This window comes from Clostridium sp. AF37-5 (assembly GCF_003477605.1).
Taxonomy (GTDB): Bacteria; Bacillota; Clostridia; order Lachnospirales; family Lachnospiraceae; genus Eubacterium_F.
This window is the reverse complement of the sequence record NZ_QUDR01000011.1, coordinates 53,134-68,944: the sequence shown is the minus strand read 5'-3', so window position 1 is coordinate 68,944 and position 15,811 is coordinate 53,134. Positions and strand designations below refer to the sequence as shown.

The 15,811-nt window shown below is 42.2% G+C and carries 18 protein-coding genes; 15 read left to right on the top strand and 3 right to left on the bottom strand.

Going from position 1 to position 15,811, the window contains the following annotated elements; translation table 11 throughout:
• Positions 1–8 precede the first annotated feature (8 nt).
• From DW019_RS08545 to DW019_RS08500, 10 genes are all read left to right on the top strand, one after another.
• On the top strand, positions 9–716 hold the full coding sequence (locus DW019_RS08545; protein ID WP_118443110.1) for an ABC transporter ATP-binding protein: 708 nt from the start codon (positions 9–11) through the stop codon (positions 714–716).
• The gene (locus DW019_RS08540; protein WP_147353018.1) at positions 713–2,323 is read left to right on the top strand and encodes a hypothetical protein; all 1,611 of its coding nucleotides are present in this window, start codon (positions 713–715) and stop codon (positions 2,321–2,323) included. Before DW019_RS08545 ends, DW019_RS08540 begins: the two co-directional genes overlap by 4 nt.
• A 19-nt stretch (positions 2,324–2,342) precedes the next feature.
• Complete coding sequence (locus DW019_RS08535; protein WP_118443131.1) at positions 2,343–3,119, top strand: SDR family oxidoreductase; 777 nt, start codon at positions 2,343–2,345, stop codon at positions 3,117–3,119.
• Between the two features lie 507 nt (positions 3,120–3,626).
• Positions 3,627–4,493 carry a Rossmann-like and DUF2520 domain-containing protein gene (locus tag DW019_RS08530; RefSeq protein WP_118443108.1) on the top strand — a complete coding sequence of 289 codons (867 nt, stop codon included), beginning with the start codon at positions 3,627–3,629 and terminating at the stop codon, positions 4,491–4,493.
• The gene (panB, locus tag DW019_RS08525) at positions 4,494–5,321 is read left to right on the top strand and encodes a 3-methyl-2-oxobutanoate hydroxymethyltransferase (RefSeq protein ID WP_117478218.1); all 828 of its coding nucleotides are present in this window, start codon (positions 4,494–4,496) and stop codon (positions 5,319–5,321) included.
• Between the two features lie 12 nt (positions 5,322–5,333).
• Positions 5,334–6,179: a pantoate--beta-alanine ligase gene (gene panC / locus DW019_RS08520; RefSeq protein ID WP_022376297.1), complete on the top strand. Its 846-nt coding sequence runs from the start codon at positions 5,334–5,336 to the stop codon at positions 6,177–6,179.
• A gap of 18 nt (positions 6,180–6,197) precedes the next feature.
• On the top strand, positions 6,198–6,584 hold the full coding sequence (panD, locus tag DW019_RS08515; protein ID WP_118443107.1) for an aspartate 1-decarboxylase: 387 nt from the start codon (positions 6,198–6,200) through the stop codon (positions 6,582–6,584).
• Positions 6,585–6,597: 13 nt separating this feature from the next.
• Complete coding sequence (gene coaBC / locus DW019_RS08510; RefSeq protein ID WP_118443106.1) at positions 6,598–7,791, top strand: bifunctional phosphopantothenoylcysteine decarboxylase/phosphopantothenate--cysteine ligase CoaBC; 1,194 nt, start codon at positions 6,598–6,600, stop codon at positions 7,789–7,791.
• 125 nt (positions 7,792–7,916) lie between these two features.
• The gene (locus DW019_RS08505) at positions 7,917–8,156 is read left to right on the top strand and encodes a Veg family protein (protein WP_022376294.1); all 240 of its coding nucleotides are present in this window, start codon (positions 7,917–7,919) and stop codon (positions 8,154–8,156) included.
• A 105-nt stretch (positions 8,157–8,261) separates the two neighbouring features.
• Complete coding sequence (locus tag DW019_RS08500; protein WP_182431079.1) at positions 8,262–9,812, top strand: SPOCS domain-containing protein; 1,551 nt, start codon at positions 8,262–8,264, stop codon at positions 9,810–9,812.
• On the opposite strand, the gene DW019_RS15660 is transcribed toward DW019_RS08500, so the two are convergent.
• The 3 genes from DW019_RS15660 to ispE all read right to left on the bottom strand — a co-directional run bounded on the left by DW019_RS15660 (position 9,809) and on the right by ispE (position 11,458).
• A complete protein-coding gene (locus DW019_RS15660) occupies positions 9,809–9,943 on the bottom strand; it encodes a hypothetical protein (RefSeq protein ID WP_278286499.1) in 135 nt (44 codons plus the stop codon). The genes DW019_RS08500 and DW019_RS15660 overlap by 4 nt on opposite strands.
• The gene (locus DW019_RS08495) at positions 9,915–10,496 is read right to left on the bottom strand and encodes a hypothetical protein (protein ID WP_022376292.1); all 582 of its coding nucleotides are present in this window, start codon (positions 10,494–10,496) and stop codon (positions 9,915–9,917) included. The genes DW019_RS15660 and DW019_RS08495 overlap by 29 nt, the downstream gene beginning before the upstream one ends.
• A gap of 98 nt (positions 10,497–10,594) precedes the next feature.
• Entirely contained in the window at positions 10,595–11,458 is an 864-nt protein-coding gene (ispE, locus tag DW019_RS08490) for a 4-(cytidine 5'-diphospho)-2-C-methyl-D-erythritol kinase (protein ID WP_022376291.1), read from the bottom strand.
• 123 nt (positions 11,459–11,581) lie between these two features.
• Here ispE and spoIIR point away from each other — a divergent pair, with 123 nt between their 5' ends.
• The 5 genes from spoIIR (at position 11,582) to DW019_RS08465 (ending at position 15,691) form a co-directional block, all read left to right on the top strand.
• A complete protein-coding gene (gene spoIIR / locus DW019_RS08485) occupies positions 11,582–12,217 on the top strand; it encodes a stage II sporulation protein R (protein ID WP_022376290.1) in 636 nt (211 codons plus the stop codon).
• 101 nt (positions 12,218–12,318) lie between these two features.
• Complete coding sequence (locus tag DW019_RS08480; protein ID WP_118443104.1) at positions 12,319–13,368, top strand: D-alanine--D-alanine ligase family protein; 1,050 nt, start codon at positions 12,319–12,321, stop codon at positions 13,366–13,368.
• An 11-nt stretch (positions 13,369–13,379) separates the two neighbouring features.
• Positions 13,380–13,814 (top strand): DUF1934 domain-containing protein, encoded by a 435-nt coding sequence (locus DW019_RS08475; protein WP_022376288.1) that lies wholly within the window; start codon positions 13,380–13,382, stop codon positions 13,812–13,814.
• A 12-nt stretch (positions 13,815–13,826) separates the two neighbouring features.
• A complete protein-coding gene (gene dapF, locus DW019_RS08470; RefSeq protein ID WP_147324411.1) occupies positions 13,827–14,672 on the top strand; it encodes a diaminopimelate epimerase in 846 nt (281 codons plus the stop codon).
• Positions 14,669–15,691, top strand: coding sequence for an HD-GYP domain-containing protein (locus DW019_RS08465; protein WP_118443103.1), 1,023 nt, complete (start codon positions 14,669–14,671; stop codon positions 15,689–15,691). Before dapF ends, DW019_RS08465 begins: the two co-directional genes overlap by 4 nt.
• The last annotated feature ends 120 nt before the right edge of the window (positions 15,692–15,811 follow it).

Here is a 15,811-nt window from a genome sequence, read left to right as displayed (position 1 = left end):
GAAAGAAAATGTTAAGAATAGAGAATTTGACAAAAACGTATGGTGAAAAAAGGGCAGTAGATAATCTTTCCCTTCGTATTGCGCCGGGTGAAATTTATGGTTTTATCGGTCACAATGGAGCGGGAAAAACGACAACACTGAAAGCGGTTGTCGGGATTCTTCAATTTGATAAAGGCGAAGTTTTCATTAAAGGAGAATCCATCCGCAAAAATCCGCTTGCCTGCAAACAAAAAATTGCTTATATTCCGGATAATCCGGATTTGTATGAATTTATGACGGGAATCAAATTCTTAAATTTTATTGCGGATATTTTTGGCGTGCCGGAAGAAAAACGGCAGGAGAGAATCCGCAAATATGCTGATTTGTTTGAGATGACAGAAAATCTTGCGCAGCCGATTGCTTCCTACTCACATGGTATGAAGCAAAAACTTGCGATTATATCTGCATGGATTCATGAGCCAAAGTTAATTATAATGGATGAGCCGTTTGTCGGACTTGACCCGAAAGCAGCACACATTTTAAAACAGATGATGCGTGAGATATGTGATGAGGGAGGTGCTATCTTTTTCTCTACACACGTACTGGAAGTGGCAGAAAAATTGTGTGACAAAGTGGCGATTATCCGAAATGGACAATTGATTCAATCCGGTACCATGCAGGAAGTAAAGGGTGACGACAGCTTAGAAGAGGTATTTTTGGAATTGGAGGGAGAATGATGTTTCGTATACTTTTGAAAAAACAGATGACAGAAATTTTCCGTGCCTATTTTTATGATGCCAAAAAGAACAAAAAACGATCGGTTTTTTCTACCGTTTTGTTCTTTGGTTTTTTCATTATTCTTATGGTTGGTATTGTGGGGGGAATGTTTTTTTATTTGGCAGATTCTTTATGTAAGCCATTTGCCATGGTAAATATGAAATGGCTGTATTTTCTTATTATGGGAATGATTGCAATTGCACTTGGCACATTCGGAAGTGTGTTTAATACCTATTCCGGTTTGTATTTGTCAAAGGATAATGATTTATTGTTGTCCATGCCAATTCCTATCCGGAGTATTCTGACAATAAGGCTTGTCAGCGTGTACTTAATGGGACTCATGTATTCGGCAATTGTGATGCTGCCGGCAGTTATTGTTTATTGGATTGAAGTTGAGGCAACACCTTTAACCGTTGTTGGTCCGGTGCTGTTGATTTTGTTAATTTCTCTTTTGGTATTAATTTTATCCTGTGTGCTTGGCTGGTGCGTGGCAAAGATAAGCTTGAAGTTAAAGAATAAAAGTTTTATTACCGTGATTTTGTCACTATGTTTTTTTGCTCTGTATTATTTTGTTTATTTTAAGGCGCAGGATTTGATTCAAAATCTTCTTATAAATGCGGCTGTTTACGGGGAAAAGGTAAAGGGGAGTGCATATCCGTTTTATCTGTTTGGAAAAATCGGAGAGGGCGACCTTTTAGCAATGATTCTCTACACGGCTGTCATTGCCGTGTTATGTGCACTGACATTTGTTGTTTTGTCGCGGAGTTTTATTAAGATTGCGACTTCGAGCGGCAGTGTGAAAAAGATTGTTTACAAAGAGAAAAAAGAAAAGAGAAAAACGCCTTTTATGGCAATTTTGCAGAAGGAGTTTGGGCGGTTTTTATCGAGTCCGAATTATATGCTCAATTGCGGGCTTGGTGTGATTGCACTTCCAATTGTTGGTGTTGTCATGCTTTTTAAGGGAAATGACATTTTGGATTTCATGAATATGATTTCCGGAAGCGAAAGAGAGGGCATGCTGATTGTCCTTGTTGTGACTGCACTTAGTTTATTAGCGTCGATGAATGACATGGTTGTTCCGTCGGTATCGCTGGAAGGAAAAAATATTTGGATTGCACAGTCATTGCCGATGGATTTGTGGCAGATGCTTCGTGCCAAACTTAGCGTGCAGCTCTTGCTTACCATCGTGCCGCTTATTGTGTGCGAAATCTGTTTTGTATTTGTGATGCCAAGTCATGGGATAGAAACTATTCTTGGTTTGATAGTGCCGATTGTGTTTGCAATCTTCCTTACATTGTTTGGATTGTTTCTTGGATTGCAGATGCCAAATCTATCCTGGACAAATGAGCTGGCGCCGATTAAGCAGAGTCTTAGTGTTGTGATTTCGATGTTTGGTGGATGGGTTGTTTCCATAGTGCTGTCGGTGCTTTATTATACGACGGCGTATCCAATGGGAGTTTCTTTGTATTTTGCGGTGATTTTGGTTGCATTTGCGATAGCAAGTGTGGTACTTTGTATATGGTTGAAAAAGAAGGGAACAATTATTTTTGCCAATTTATCAGCGTAAAGTCAGAAAGGGAAGCATTATGAGCAATGGATTTGTTATGATAACGGGAGCAAGTTCCGGGATAGGAAAAGCGTTTGCTGCGCAGTTCGCAAAAAAAGGTTATGATTTGATTCTGGTGGCGAGACGGAAAGAGCGATTGCAGGAACTCGCAGAGGAATGGACGAAAAAGGGACGCAAATGCCTTGTTCTGACGGCTGACCTTGCGAAGAAAAAGGAATGCCGCAAGATAATGGAAGAAGTAGAAAAATTACCGGTAAAGGTATTTATTAATAATGCAGGTTTTGGCGACTGCGGCAGTTTTTTAGAGACGGATTTAAGTAAAGAAATGGAAATGATTCACGTCAATATTCGTGCGATGCATTTTCTTATGAAGCAGATGCTCTGCCAGATGGAAAAACAGGGAGAGGGCTCGATTCTAAATGTTGCATCTTCTGCGGGGCTTTTCCCCGCCGGGCCCTATATGGCGACTTATTATGCAACGAAATCTTACGTCACAAGTCTGACGCGTGCTGTGGCACTTGAATTAAAGGAAAAGAAAAGTAATGTGTATGTGGGTGCACTTTGTCCGGGACCGGTTGACACCGAATTTAATAAAGTGGCAAATGTAGAATTTGCGATACCATCTATCACACCAACATACTGCGCTTCTTATGCAATTCGTAAAATGGAAAAACGAAAAATTGTAATTGTCCCGAAAAATAAAATGAAAGTGCTTGCCTTTATCAGTAGAGTTCTGCCGCAGAGCCTGGTGATTCGCATGACGGCCCGGCAGCAGAAGAAGAAGAGGAACTGGTAGGAATTTTGGGGGGGTTGTAAGTCAGAAAAAAGCTTTGCGTCTTGTGGGCGCTTCCGCTCGTTGAGTGCGTAACGGTATGGGCACTGAAACTACCAGTGCCACATACCGACGTACTCAAAACCCACAAGTCACAAAGCTTTTTTCTGACTTATCAAAATCCCCAAAACCTACCAGCAACTGCTTGGGGAGAAATCAGGTGCTTGTGTATAAAGGTCCGATGCTAATCTTTTTAGAATTCCAGTAAATCAGTAGAAAAGGGTTGAATTTCGTGAGTACAAACACGTGAGTATCTGGCATGTGTATTTTACATGCCGATACCCCTACGCGTTTGTTTAGCGGGAGCGCTCACGAAATTCAACCCTTTTCTACTGACTTACGGAACCTAAAGATTATCACCGAACCCTTGACACAAACTATTAATTTGTGCTATTCTGTCTCGTATGAGCGGTATTCATAGGAAACTGCATCAGGTGATAATGTGTTGTCACGGACTACGGAGGTGATGACATGAAGATAGGAATTATAGGTGCCGGAAAGGTTGGCTGTTCGATTGGAAAATATCTGACAGAGCATGGTTTTTCGGTTGCCGGGTACTGTAGTAAATCAAAAAAAAGCGTGGAAGAGGCCGCGACTTTTACAAATACAAAAGCATATGATTCTCTGGCCGAACTAGTGGCAGAGAGCACGATTCTTTTTCTTACCACGCCGGATGGTGCGTTGAAAAGTGTGTGGAACGAACTGAAAAAAGAATCAATACAAAATAAAATAGTATGCCATTTTAGTGGCTCATTATCATCCGATTTATTTTCAAATCGAGAGGAATACGGAGTATCTGCCGCATCCTTTCATCCTATGTATGCGTTCAGCAGCAAATTCACATCGTATGAACAATTGAATCATGTAATATTTACCGCCGAAGGGGATTCTCATGCCCTATCCGTTGTCGGAGACATTTTCCGAAAAGCGGGAAATAAAGTATGCGTCATGGAATCGGCGAAGAAAACAAGGTACCATGCATCGGCATCGATGATAAGCAATTTGATGATTGGCTTGTATGAGATGTCCATTCAGATGCTTATGGACTGTGGATTTTCGAGGGAAGATGCGGTGGAATTGACAACGCCGCTTGTGCAAAATAACATCAAAGCACTGCTTCATTCATCGCCGGAAGAAGCCTTAACCGGGCCGATTGAGAGAGGCGATACCGAAACGGTGAAAAAGCATTTATCCGTGTTGACTGAGGCAGAAAAAGAAGTTTATCTAAGACTTGGTGAAATGGTGTTAGAGATTGCCGGACGGAAAAATCCCGAGAGAGATTATCAAACGATGATTCAGTTATTAAATGATATGTGCAGGAATAGGAGGACACAATAAATGAAAAACACAGTAGTAACGATTCAGCAGATGAAGGAAAAAGGGGAAAAAATTTCAATGCTGACCGCATATGATTATTCGACAGCAAAACTGGAAGACGAAGCCGGAGTAAATACAATTTTGGTTGGTGATTCCTTAGGAAATGTAATTCTTGGTTATGAGGATACGATTTCAGTGACGATGGAAGATATGATTCACCATGGAGCAGCTGTAGCAAGAGGTGCAAAAAACGCACTTGTTGTTGTGGACATGCCGTTTATGTCGTATCAGACATCCGTTTATGATGCGGTTGTCAATGCCGGACGGTTGATGAAAGAGGGACGCGCCGGAGCCGTGAAACTGGAAGGCGGAAAAGAAGTCTGTCCGCAGATTCAGGCAATTGTGGGTGCCGGAATTCCGGTCTGTGCACATCTTGGACTGACACCACAGTCGATTAACGCTTTTGGCGGATTTAAAGTTCAGGGTAAAACGGAAAAGGCAGCAAAGAAATTAATTGCGGATGCAATTGCTGTCGAAGAAGCCGGTGCATTTGCAGTTGTACTTGAGGGAATTCCAAGTAAACTTGCTAATCTTGTGACCGAGAAGTTAGATATTCCAACAATTGGAATCGGTGCCGGAAATGGATGTGACGGTCAGGTACTTGTTTACCAGGATATGCTTGGTATGTTCTCTGACTTTACACCAAAATTTGTAAAACGTTATGCAAACATTGGAGAAGTGATGAAAGAAGCATTCCAGAAATATATGGAAGAAATCCAGAGCGGCGCTTTCCCATCCAGTGAGCATGAATACAAAATAGATGATGACATTATTGAGAAGTTGTACTAGGAGGAAGAAAAAATGCAGATTGTATCAACCGTAGAAGAAGTAAGAAAACAGGTAAAGAAATGGAGAGAAGAAGGACTTTCCGTTGGTCTTGTTCCGACAATGGGTTATCTTCATGAGGGACATAAAAGTTTGATTGACAAGGCAGTTGAGCAGAATGACCGTGTTGTTGTCAGTGTTTTTGTAAATCCGATTCAGTTTGGACCAAATGAAGATTTGGCAACCTATCCGAGAGATTTGGAAAGAGATGCGGCGCTTTGTGAAAATGCCGGTGCAAATCTTATTTTCCATCCGGAACCGGAAAATATGTATGAAAGCGATTTTTGCAGTTTCATTGACATGGATGGACTTACGAAGGGATTGTGCGGTAAAACAAGACCGACACATTTCCGCGGTGTCTGCACAGTAGTTGGAAAATTATTTAACATTGTAGAGCCGGACCGCGCTTACTTTGGACAGAAGGACGCACAGCAGTTAGCAGTCATCCGCCGTATGGTAAGAGATTTGAATTTTAATCTCGAAGTCATTGGCTGCCCGATTATCCGTGAAGATGACGGTCTTGCAAAAAGTTCGAGAAACACTTATCTCTCAAAGGAGGAGAGAAAAGCCGCTGTTATTCTTCACAAAGGATTACTTCGAGGTGAGGAATTAGTGAAAGCCGGCGAAAAAAGTGCTGCCACTGTGAAACAGGCAATTACGGAAATCATTGAGTCGGAGCCGCTTGCCAAAATTGATTATGTGGAAATTGTAAACTTTGATAATATTGAAACAATAGAAACGATTGACGGTTCCATTTTGGCTGCCGTAGCCGTTTACATTGGAAAAACAAGACTTATTGATAACTTTATTTACGAATCATAAGATTGGAGGATAAGCGTCATGACAATTCAGATGTTAAAAGGGAAAATACACCGTGCCAAAGTGGTTCAGGCAGAATTAAATTATGTTGGCAGTATTACGGTTGACCCGGTTTTAATGGAGGCGGCCGGCATTTACGAATATGAAAAAGTGCAGATTGTCGATGTAGAAAATGGAAGCCGTTTTGAGACTTACACGATTGCCGGGGAGCCGGGAAGTGGTATGATTTGCTTAAATGGGGCAGCTGCGAGAATGGTTCAGGTAGAAGACCACATTATTATTATGAGTTATTGCGATTTGACGCCTGAGGAAGTATTCGACCATAAGCCAAAAGTCGTTTTTGTAGATGACAAAAACCAGATTAAACGTGTATCTTCTTATGAAAAACATGGTCAGTTGTCTGACTAAGAAGGGGGATTTTATGTTACAGGGAAAAACTATTGTGCTTGGTGTGACAGGCAGTATTGCCGCATACAAAATCGCAAATCTGACGAGTATGCTGACAAAACTTCACGCCGACGTACATGTTTTGATGACACAAAATGCAACCAATTTTATCAATCCGATTACGTTTGAGACGCTGACGAATCACAAATGCTTAGTCGATACGTTTGATAGAAACTTTAACTATAATATTGAGCATGTTTCGCTTGGTAACAAAGCGGATTTGGTTTTAGTTGCGCCGGCAAGTGCGAATATTATTGCGAAAATGGCAAATGGAATTGCAGATGACATGCTCAGTACAACGATTCTTGCGTGCCGCTGTAAAAAATTGGTGGCACCCGCGATGAATACCAATATGTATGAGAATCCGATTACGCAGGCAAACCTTCAGAAATTGAGAGATTTCGGAATGGAGGTTATTGAGCCGGCAACCGGACTTCTTGCGTGCAAAGCTGTCGGAAAAGGGAAAATGCCTTCAGAGGAAGTGCTGCTTTCCCACATTTTACAGGAAATCCAGTATGAACATGATATGGAAGGAAAACGGGTTTTAATTACAGCCGGACCGACGAGAGAGGCGATTGACCCGGTGCGTTATCTGACGAATCATTCGACCGGGAAGATGGGATATGCGCTTGCCAAAACGGCAGCAAGACGTGGAGCCAAGGTTACACTGGTGAGCGGTCCGTGTGAACTGCCGGCGCCGCTTCATGTGGATGTTGTGCCGGTTGAGAGCGCAGCGGATATGTTTGAGGCAGTGAAAACACGTGCCAAAGAGCAGGATATTATCATCAAGGCAGCAGCTGTTGCCGATTATACGCCGGTTACGGTAAATACAGAAAAGACGAAAAAGAAAGAGGGCGAAGCGTCGATTGCGCTGAAGCGGACAACGGATATTTTATCATGGCTCGGTGAACATAAAGAAAAAGGGCAGTTTTTATGTGGCTTTTCCATGGAAACCGAAAATATGTTAGAAAACTCGAAAAAGAAATTAGAGAAGAAACACGCCGATATGATTGTGGCGAACAATCTGAAAGTTGCCGGTGCCGGATTTGGAACGGATACAAATGTCGTTACTTTGATTACGAAAGAGGGGGAAAAAGAGCTTCCAATCCAGACAAAGGATGAGGTTTCTTACGAGATTTTGAATGAAATTATGAATAAAATGGCTTAAAACTGCATAAGATAGTAAGGACGGTATGTGATGACGAGGATACCATAAATTGACAACCACAATAAAATGTGGTATACTCATATGCGTATGCTATATATCGTGTTTTAAGAACGGAGGGATATCTTATGGTAAGAGCCAGTGTTGGCAGTGTCCGGCGTGCCGTAGCGGAGCATGTAGGAAGTAAAGTAAAGGTTCGGAGTAATCTGGGAAGACACAAATATGATGTAACCGAAGGTGTGATTACGGAAACATATCCCTGCATCTTTCTTGTGCAGGTGAAAAACGCGGAAGAGAATAGTTACCAAACGGTATCATACAGTTACACGGATGTCATTACAAAGGACGTACAATTAACTCTGTGCTAGTAGAGAGAGAACTAATAAATGGAGAAATCCGGTTTATTAGTTCTTTTTTTGTTTCATTGGAATATATATTGTAAGAGACAACTACGAAACAAGGAGGCCAAACGATTGAACCTGATTACAAAGCGAGTTCATATGAACCGGTGTAACGGCAGGGAAGTTAAGCAGCTTACACTTGACCGCGATTTCAATGTGCCGGATGCCAGACCGGATGCGTTACAGATAATGAAAGAACAGGGAGAGGTACAGATAGAGGAAGTTCATATGATGGAGGGAAAGGCAAGTGTAAAAGGACTTTTGCATTTCCAGATTTTATATGCATCGGATGGGGATATTCCGGTGAGTGAGATGACAGGGACAATTCCTTTTGAGGAAACTATTTTGCTGCCACAGGCAAAGGCCGAGGATGAAATTTCGGTGCAGGCGGAGATTGGCGACTTAAAAAGTGAGTTAATTAATTCCAGAAAATTAGGAATGAAAGCAATTGTTGTACTTAATGTGACGGCAGGAAGCGTTTGCGATTGTGAGGGAGCCATTGACATTGAAGGTGGAGAAGATATTTATACCAAAAAAAGAACGGCAGAAGTTTCCTATCTGATTTTTAGTAAAAAAGATACGCTGCGGGTACGGGATGAGTGGAAAATTCCCGGAACGAAAGATGCAATGCAGCGGATTTTGTACTCGGATGTTTGCATTGGGGAACTAAATACAAGGATGGAAGAAGAAAAACTTCTTGTCGAAGGGCAGGCAAATGTTTTCGTTATTTATCTGGGCGAGGGAGAAAATCCATCCATTAATTATTTTGAAAACACACTGCCAATTGAGGGGCATATTGACTGCCATGGATGCAATGCGGACATGGTCGAACAGGTGACTGCCTCCATTCACAGCAGGGATTTAGGTGTGAAAGAAGATGAAGATGGCGAATTCCGTGTGCTGGAAGTCGAAGTTGTATTCGCGTTTGATATGAAAGTGTACGGTCAGGAAAAAATTGACCTTCTCACGGATTTTTATTCGCTAAAAGAAAAGTGCAAACCGGTTTATGAGCCATCCTATTTTGAAAATCTGAAAATTCATAATAAAAGCAAATGCCGATTTACCGGTATGGTAACGGCGGGTGAATTTGCGCCGCTGCAAATTTGGAATGTAAGCGGTTCTCTGTTTATTGACCATAAAGAACAGAAAGAAGAAGGGCTATTGGTAAGAGGGGCACTTTTGGTAAGTGTGTTATACCAGACCGGGGATGAAAGGGTTCCGCTCGCAACGGCAAAGGGTACGATTCCATTTGAGCAGTTGTTAGAGGCAAACGGTCTTACGAACAATAGCCATATCAATCTCCATGGTATGTTAGAGCAGGTAAGTGCTTCTCTCACCGGAGAAAAAGAGATTGAAATTAAGGCAGTTGCCGCGCTGGATTTACTTGTATTTGACCGGATGGAAGAACCAATTGTTTCCGGATATGAAAGTGAGGAAGTGGACTGGGATGCCTTCCGCAGTGCGCCCGGTATGGTCGGTTATGTGGTACAGGAAAAAGAAACTCTCTGGGATATTGCGAAAAAGTTTTTTACAACCGTCGAGGCAATTATGGAAGTCAACCAAAAAGAAACCGAACAGGTACAAACAGGCGATATGATTTTAATTCTAAAAGAAGTATCTTAAAAGAAAGAAGCACCCATCAGCTCGTATTGTCCGGTATGCTCTGCATCCGGCGGACGAATTGGTGAGTGCTTCTTATCATAAGATATCAAAGATATCGGGTTTTTATGCATCTGTTTCGGAAGTTGTGCCATCGCGCCATGCTTCCATTTTTTTAACGGCAGCATCAATTGTCTTTTGACAAATGTCAGGGAGTTTATCACCCCATGCTTCGGTTGCTTCATCAAATCCCTTTTTGATGGCGGCAATCAAAGTATCTGCCTTGGATGTATCTCCACCGCTCAATGCCTGAGCCATGGAAACGAGACGATCACTCGTCTGTTCAACACCCCAGTAACCATCATCAGCAATGTCTTTCTGTGCCTGTTCAATGGTAGCAGGGTCTGCCTGAATGTCTTTGAACAAATCAGCAAGTTTGGTATACTTTCCTGCCTGTTTGCCAAGAAGTTTTGTTACCAGATTCTGAAGTTGTTCATTTTTCGTTGACAATTCTTTTTTCATCGTGGCAACAACAGAAGAATAATCTTTTATCTTGTTTGATTTGTCATCTGTTTTGCTTGAAGTTTCATATACAACACCAATGTCTTTTGCATCCGCAGTGTTTGTTGTCTGGGAAACTTTTGTTTTTGCTGTTGTCTGTGGCGTCGTATAAGAACTGTTTGCACTTGTAATTCCATTTACACTCATAAGGTTCCATCCTTTCTGTGCCTGTGGCACGCTGCATTCTATGTTCTCTACTTTACATATCGGCAGATTACAGAGAATAGTTTAGTGTATTCTAAAAATTATCGGTACAAATCCGTCACAAAGACAAAACACCGGTAAGGGAGTTCACGGCATTTCTCCTTGGCAGCCATTGCTTTGTCTTTATCATCAAAGATACCGAATACCGTTGGTCCGCTTCCGCTCATTAAGGAACCGAGTGCACCATTTTGCAGCATACACTCTTTGATGGCGGCAATCTGTGGATAGGCGGGAATCGTTACGGATTCCAAAACATTTCCAATCTGATTACTCAGTGAAAGAAGGTCGCGCTTTTTCATCGAAGCCAGCATGCCATCAATATCCGGATGATTTGTGTGCTCATCGAGTACAAGATTGGTATACACCCATTTTGTGGAAACGTGGATGTTTGGTTTGGCAATTAGAATATAGCAGGAAGGCATCGCCGGAATGGTCGATAACTTTTCACCGATTCCTTCGGAAAGAGCGGTTCCTTTTAAAATGCAGTAAGGAATATCTGCGCCCAATTTCACACCACGCTTCATTAGGTGTCGTTTGCTAAGTCCCAGTCCATATAAGTCATTGATGGCAAGCATACACGATGCGGCATCGGTACTTCCCCCTGCCATACCGGCGGCAACCGGAATCCGCTTGTCAAGTTTGATATCAAGTCCGCCCTCCAAATGGAATTCATCCATCAGACGTTTGGCGCTTTGATAGACAAGATTATCTTCATTTACCGGAAGATAGGAAAGGTTTGTTGTCAATTTAATCCCCGGCTCTTTCGTCTTTGTGAGTGTCAGCCGGTCAAACAGGCGGATGCTCTGCATAATCATTTTTACTTCGTGGTAGCCATCTTCGCGGCGTCTAATGACATCCAGCCCAATATTAATTTTTGCCGGTGCATTTATCCAAATCGAATCCATTTCATTTCTCCCTTCTGCTTTTGTAAAGAGTGTACCATAAATTCATTTTCCTGCAAAGTGTATAATATAGAAAAGATTCGTCAATGCTATGATTAGACAATATGAAATCAGGAGGAAATAGAAATGACAGGAAAGAAAAAGTGGATTGCGATTGCGGGATTGTTTGTGGTGACGTTTGTTCTCATGTTTTTTTATGCAAGACAGATGAGACAAAACCGGATGCAGAAAGATATTGCGAAGGAAATTCTGCGGCTTCACGTGGTTGCCAATAGCGACAGCAAAAAAGACCAGGCATTGAAAATGGAAGTAAAAGAGGCGGTTGTTACATATCTGCGCGGTGTAATGCAGGATGCAGAAAGTGTGGATGAGGCGCGTATACAAATTCAGAAAAGGCTTCCGGAGATTGAAGCGGTTGCGAAGGAGAAAATGCAGCAAAAGGGCTATTCTTATGATGCGGATGCCACGCTCTCGTCCTGCTACTTTCCGGTGAAAACATATGGCGATATGATTTTTCCGGCGGGCGAGTATGAGGCACTGAAAGTAAATTTGGGAAAAAGTGCGGGAAAAAACTGGTGGTGTGTGATGTATCCGACGCTGTGTTTTGTGGACTCCACATACCAGATTGTGCCGGGAGAATCCAAGGAAAAATTAAAGAAATGTTTGACGGAAGAGGAGTACAATTCACTGCTTGATGGGGAAAATGGTATCGAAACTTCTTCTTTGTTCATAGAATGGATTAGGAATATTCTTTTTTCTTGAAAAAAAAGGGGTTCCGTGATAAAGTATAGGAGGTGTCATATACTTTTATTAGGTATATGAAAAAGTTACCGGCAGGGTGAAATACCCGGAAAGGGGTTCCTATGAAAAAGAGGGTAGCAGTGATTTTTGGTGGACAGTCATCGGAGCATGATGTGTCCTGTGTTTCCGCAGCAAATGTAATCGATGGACTGCGGGAAGATAAATATGATATTTACCGAATTGGTATTACGAAAGAGGGCAAATGGCTTTTTGTGGAAGATACCGATTCGATTCGAGATGGTTCATGGGTAGAGGGTACGGTGACAGCAGTGATTTCACCGGATCATGGAAAGAAAGGAATCTGGAAAGTAACGGGAAATGATGTGGAAGTGATTCCGATTGATGTGGCTTTTCCGGTTCTGCATGGTAAGTTTGGAGAAGATGGAACGATTCAGGGTCTTTTTGAACTGGCGGGAATTCCGTATGTGGGATGTGATGTTTTAGCATCCGCTGCAAGTATGGATAAGATTTCAACAAAGATTTTTGCTGACCGCATCGGTGTCCGTCAGGCAGCTTATGTGGCAGATACTGCAAGAGATTTGAGTGAAAAAGAAGAGACAATTGCAAAGGTAGAAGAGAAACTGGGATATCCGGTTTTTGTAAAGCCATCCAATGCCGGTTCTTCACAGGGTGTCAGCAAGGCACATAACAGAGAAGAGTTAGAAAAAGCGCTGGCACTTGCGAAAAAACATGACCATCGTGTATTGATTGAGGAAACGATTATCGGACGAGAAGTGGAGTGTGCCATTTTAGGCGGACAAAATCCAAAAGCTTCGCCGGTTGGTGAGATTTTGGCGGCAGCAGAGTTTTATGATTTTGATGCCAAGTATAACAATGCGGAATCGAAGACGGTAATTGACCCGGATTTGCCGGATGAAGTGAAGGAGAAAATCCGGACAAATGCTGTAGCGGTATTTCGCGCCGTGGGCGGTTTTGGATTATCGCGTGTTGACTTCTTTGTGGAGCAGGGAACGAACGAAGTGATTTTTAATGAAATTAATACACTTCCGGGATTTACCAACATCAGTATGTATCCGATGCTTTGGAAGGCAGCAGGGTTTGAGAAAGAAGAATTGCTAGATCAGATTATTGCACTTGCATTTGAAAGATAAGGAGTCAGAACATGACAAAAGAGGTTAAACTTAGAATCTGCGGCATGCATATGCACGGCGAAGACGGCGACCGCGATGATGTGGAAGTGATTTCTGTTGGGCAGATGTGTGAGAGAGATGGATTTGCATGGATTACCTATGAGGAAGTTGTGGAAGAGGAAGAAAATGGACTTGTCTCCGTTGTGAAAAATCTGGTGAAATACAAAGACGACCAGTTAGAGATTATCAAGCATGGTCCGGCGGAAAGCCACATGGTGTTTGTGCCAAATGAGACGACGTATTCATATTATTCGACGCCGGTTGGGGAGCTGGAGATTGCGCTTAGCACGAAATCGCTCCAGAAGATACTCACCGAGCGGGGATTTCATTTGAAGTTAGATTATGATTTGGAACTGAACCAGACATTTTTGTCTAACTGCAATGTAGATATTTTCATTGAAGAATAAAGGAGGAGTTGTGTGAGTAAATTACATTTTACGAAAATGCACGGAACCGGCAATGATTATGTTTATGTAAATTTATTTACAGAACAAATAGACGATGCATCCAAACTGGCGGTTTTTGTGAGCGACAGACATTTTGGAATTGGCTCCGATGGCTTGATTCTGATTGCACCGTCTAAAACTGCGGACTGTCGTATGATTATGTATAATGCAGACGGCTCGGAAGGTGCGATGTGTGGAAACGGGATTCGCTGTGTCGCAAAGTATGCGTATGAGCATGGAATAGTTCATTCAGATGAGATTACGATTGAAACAAAGAGCGGCATAAAAGCATTAAAACTTACCGTGGAAAACGGATTGGTTACTTACATAACGGTAAATATGGGACAGGCGGTATTGGAACCTGCAAAGATTCCGGTATCAGCAGATGGCGATACATTTGTTGCTAGAAAACTTGTGGTTGATGGAAAAGAGTATGAAGCCACTTGTGTTTCAATGGGAAATCCGCATTGTGTGATTTTTACAGAGGGAATTGATGATTTAGATTTGGAAAAAATTGGACCATCTTTTGAAAACCACGAGCTATTTCCGGACCGGATTAACACAGAGTTTGTTGAGGTAATCGATGACCACACGATAAAGATGCGGGTGTGGGAACGCGGTTCCGGGGAGACGATTTCCTGCGGAACAGGCACATGTGCATCCGTTGTAGCGGCTGTTTTAAATGGCTTTTGCAAACGGGGAGAAGAAGTTGAGGTACAGATTCGTGGGGGTAAACTATATGACACGTATTTAGCTAATGGCGAAGTACAGATGAAAGGACCGGCAACGACGGTTTTTGATGGAGAGATTGACGTATGAGATATATCAGTATTGACAGTGCACAGCCCGAAATGATTGTTGGGAAATCCATTTACAATGAGCAGGGCAGCATTTTAGTGAATTACCGGGTCAAATTGACCGAACGGTTAATTTTAAGAATGCGTGATATAGGCTTGGCGGGGTTGTATATTGAAGATGAGATGTCATCAGATATTACAGTAGAAGATTTGATTAGTGACGAATTGGGGGTAAAGGCGACTAAGGCATTGACAAAACTTGATATTGATGCTGCACTTAAAGTGGCAAGTGACATCACAGAAGAGTTAAGTTTAAATGGTGATATTAATGTCAACTTAATCAGTATGCGGACAAACTCAGATTATACTTACAAACATTCGGTAAATGTAGCAGTTTTGTCGGTGCTCACAGGTATCGGAATCGGATTAAAAAAATCGATTCTGAAGGAACTTTCGGCAGCAGGGCTTTTGCATGATATCGGAAAACTTAATTTGCCGCTTGATTTATTGGAAAAGGCAGGTCCGCTTTCTGAGGAAGAGTATGAGACAATGAAAACGCACTCAGAGCTTGGCTATGAAAGACTCAAAGAGAACATTAACATCAGTTCCAAGACGAAAATGGGTGTTTATATGCACCATGAAAATGTAAATGGTTCCGGTTATCCGCTGGGACTGCGCGACGACCAGATTTATATGTTTGCAAAAATCATTCACATTGCGGATGTTTATGATGCGATTACAAGTGAGCGCCCGTATAAAAAAGCACAGTCACCAAAAGAGGCCATTGAGTTTTTGATGAACAATGCAGGAAAAATGTTCCAGCCCGAATATGTAAAGGCATTCATTACTTACATACCGGTTTATCCAAAGGGACGTAACGTGATATTGTCGGATGGTAACGTTGCGGTCGTGGTAGAGAATCGCCAGTACCATACGCTCTACCCGGTTGTGCGCCGGTTGTCCGATGGTGAAACGATTGATTTGGCAGAACAAAATGAGAATCTTAGTGAGCCACTTTCGATTTTGGATTTTGAGAGGTAATAAAAAAAGACCCGGGTTCAAAGCGGGATATTTGCGTGAGCAAATATAGCTTTGAACCCGGCTTCTTTTTTTATTTGAGAATGGAGAAGGGAGGGTATTTGAAAAGGGAGTTGACAATGT

Coding starts and splice junctions, on each gene's coding strand:
- DW019_RS15660 (WP_278286499.1), bottom strand. CDS start 9,943: ATGGCACAACTTCCGAAACAGATGCATAAAAACCCGATATCTTTGATA.
- DW019_RS08530 (WP_118443108.1), top strand. CDS start 3,627: ATGAAGATAGGAATTATAGGTGCCGGAAAGGTTGGCTGTTCGATTGGA.
- DW019_RS08535 (WP_118443131.1), top strand. CDS start 2,343: ATGAGCAATGGATTTGTTATGATAACGGGAGCAAGTTCCGGGATAGGA.
- panB (WP_117478218.1), top strand. CDS start 4,494: ATGAAAAACACAGTAGTAACGATTCAGCAGATGAAGGAAAAAGGGGAA.
- DW019_RS08480 (WP_118443104.1), top strand. CDS start 12,319: ATGAAAAAGAGGGTAGCAGTGATTTTTGGTGGACAGTCATCGGAGCAT.
- DW019_RS08495 (WP_022376292.1), bottom strand. CDS start 10,496: ATGAGTGTAAATGGAATTACAAGTGCAAACAGTTCTTATACGACGCCA.
- DW019_RS08545 (WP_118443110.1), top strand. CDS start 9: ATGTTAAGAATAGAGAATTTGACAAAAACGTATGGTGAAAAAAGGGCA.
- panC (WP_022376297.1), top strand. CDS start 5,334: ATGCAGATTGTATCAACCGTAGAAGAAGTAAGAAAACAGGTAAAGAAA.
- DW019_RS08540 (WP_147353018.1), top strand. CDS start 713: ATGATGTTTCGTATACTTTTGAAAAAACAGATGACAGAAATTTTCCGT.
- DW019_RS08475 (WP_022376288.1), top strand. CDS start 13,380: ATGACAAAAGAGGTTAAACTTAGAATCTGCGGCATGCATATGCACGGC.
- ispE (WP_022376291.1), bottom strand. CDS start 11,458: ATGGATTCGATTTGGATAAATGCACCGGCAAAAATTAATATTGGGCTG.
- spoIIR (WP_022376290.1), top strand. CDS start 11,582: ATGACAGGAAAGAAAAAGTGGATTGCGATTGCGGGATTGTTTGTGGTG.
- DW019_RS08505 (WP_022376294.1), top strand. CDS start 7,917: ATGGTAAGAGCCAGTGTTGGCAGTGTCCGGCGTGCCGTAGCGGAGCAT.
- coaBC (WP_118443106.1), top strand. CDS start 6,598: ATGTTACAGGGAAAAACTATTGTGCTTGGTGTGACAGGCAGTATTGCC.
- DW019_RS08465 (WP_118443103.1), top strand. CDS start 14,669: ATGAGATATATCAGTATTGACAGTGCACAGCCCGAAATGATTGTTGGG.
- panD (WP_118443107.1), top strand. CDS start 6,198: ATGACAATTCAGATGTTAAAAGGGAAAATACACCGTGCCAAAGTGGTT.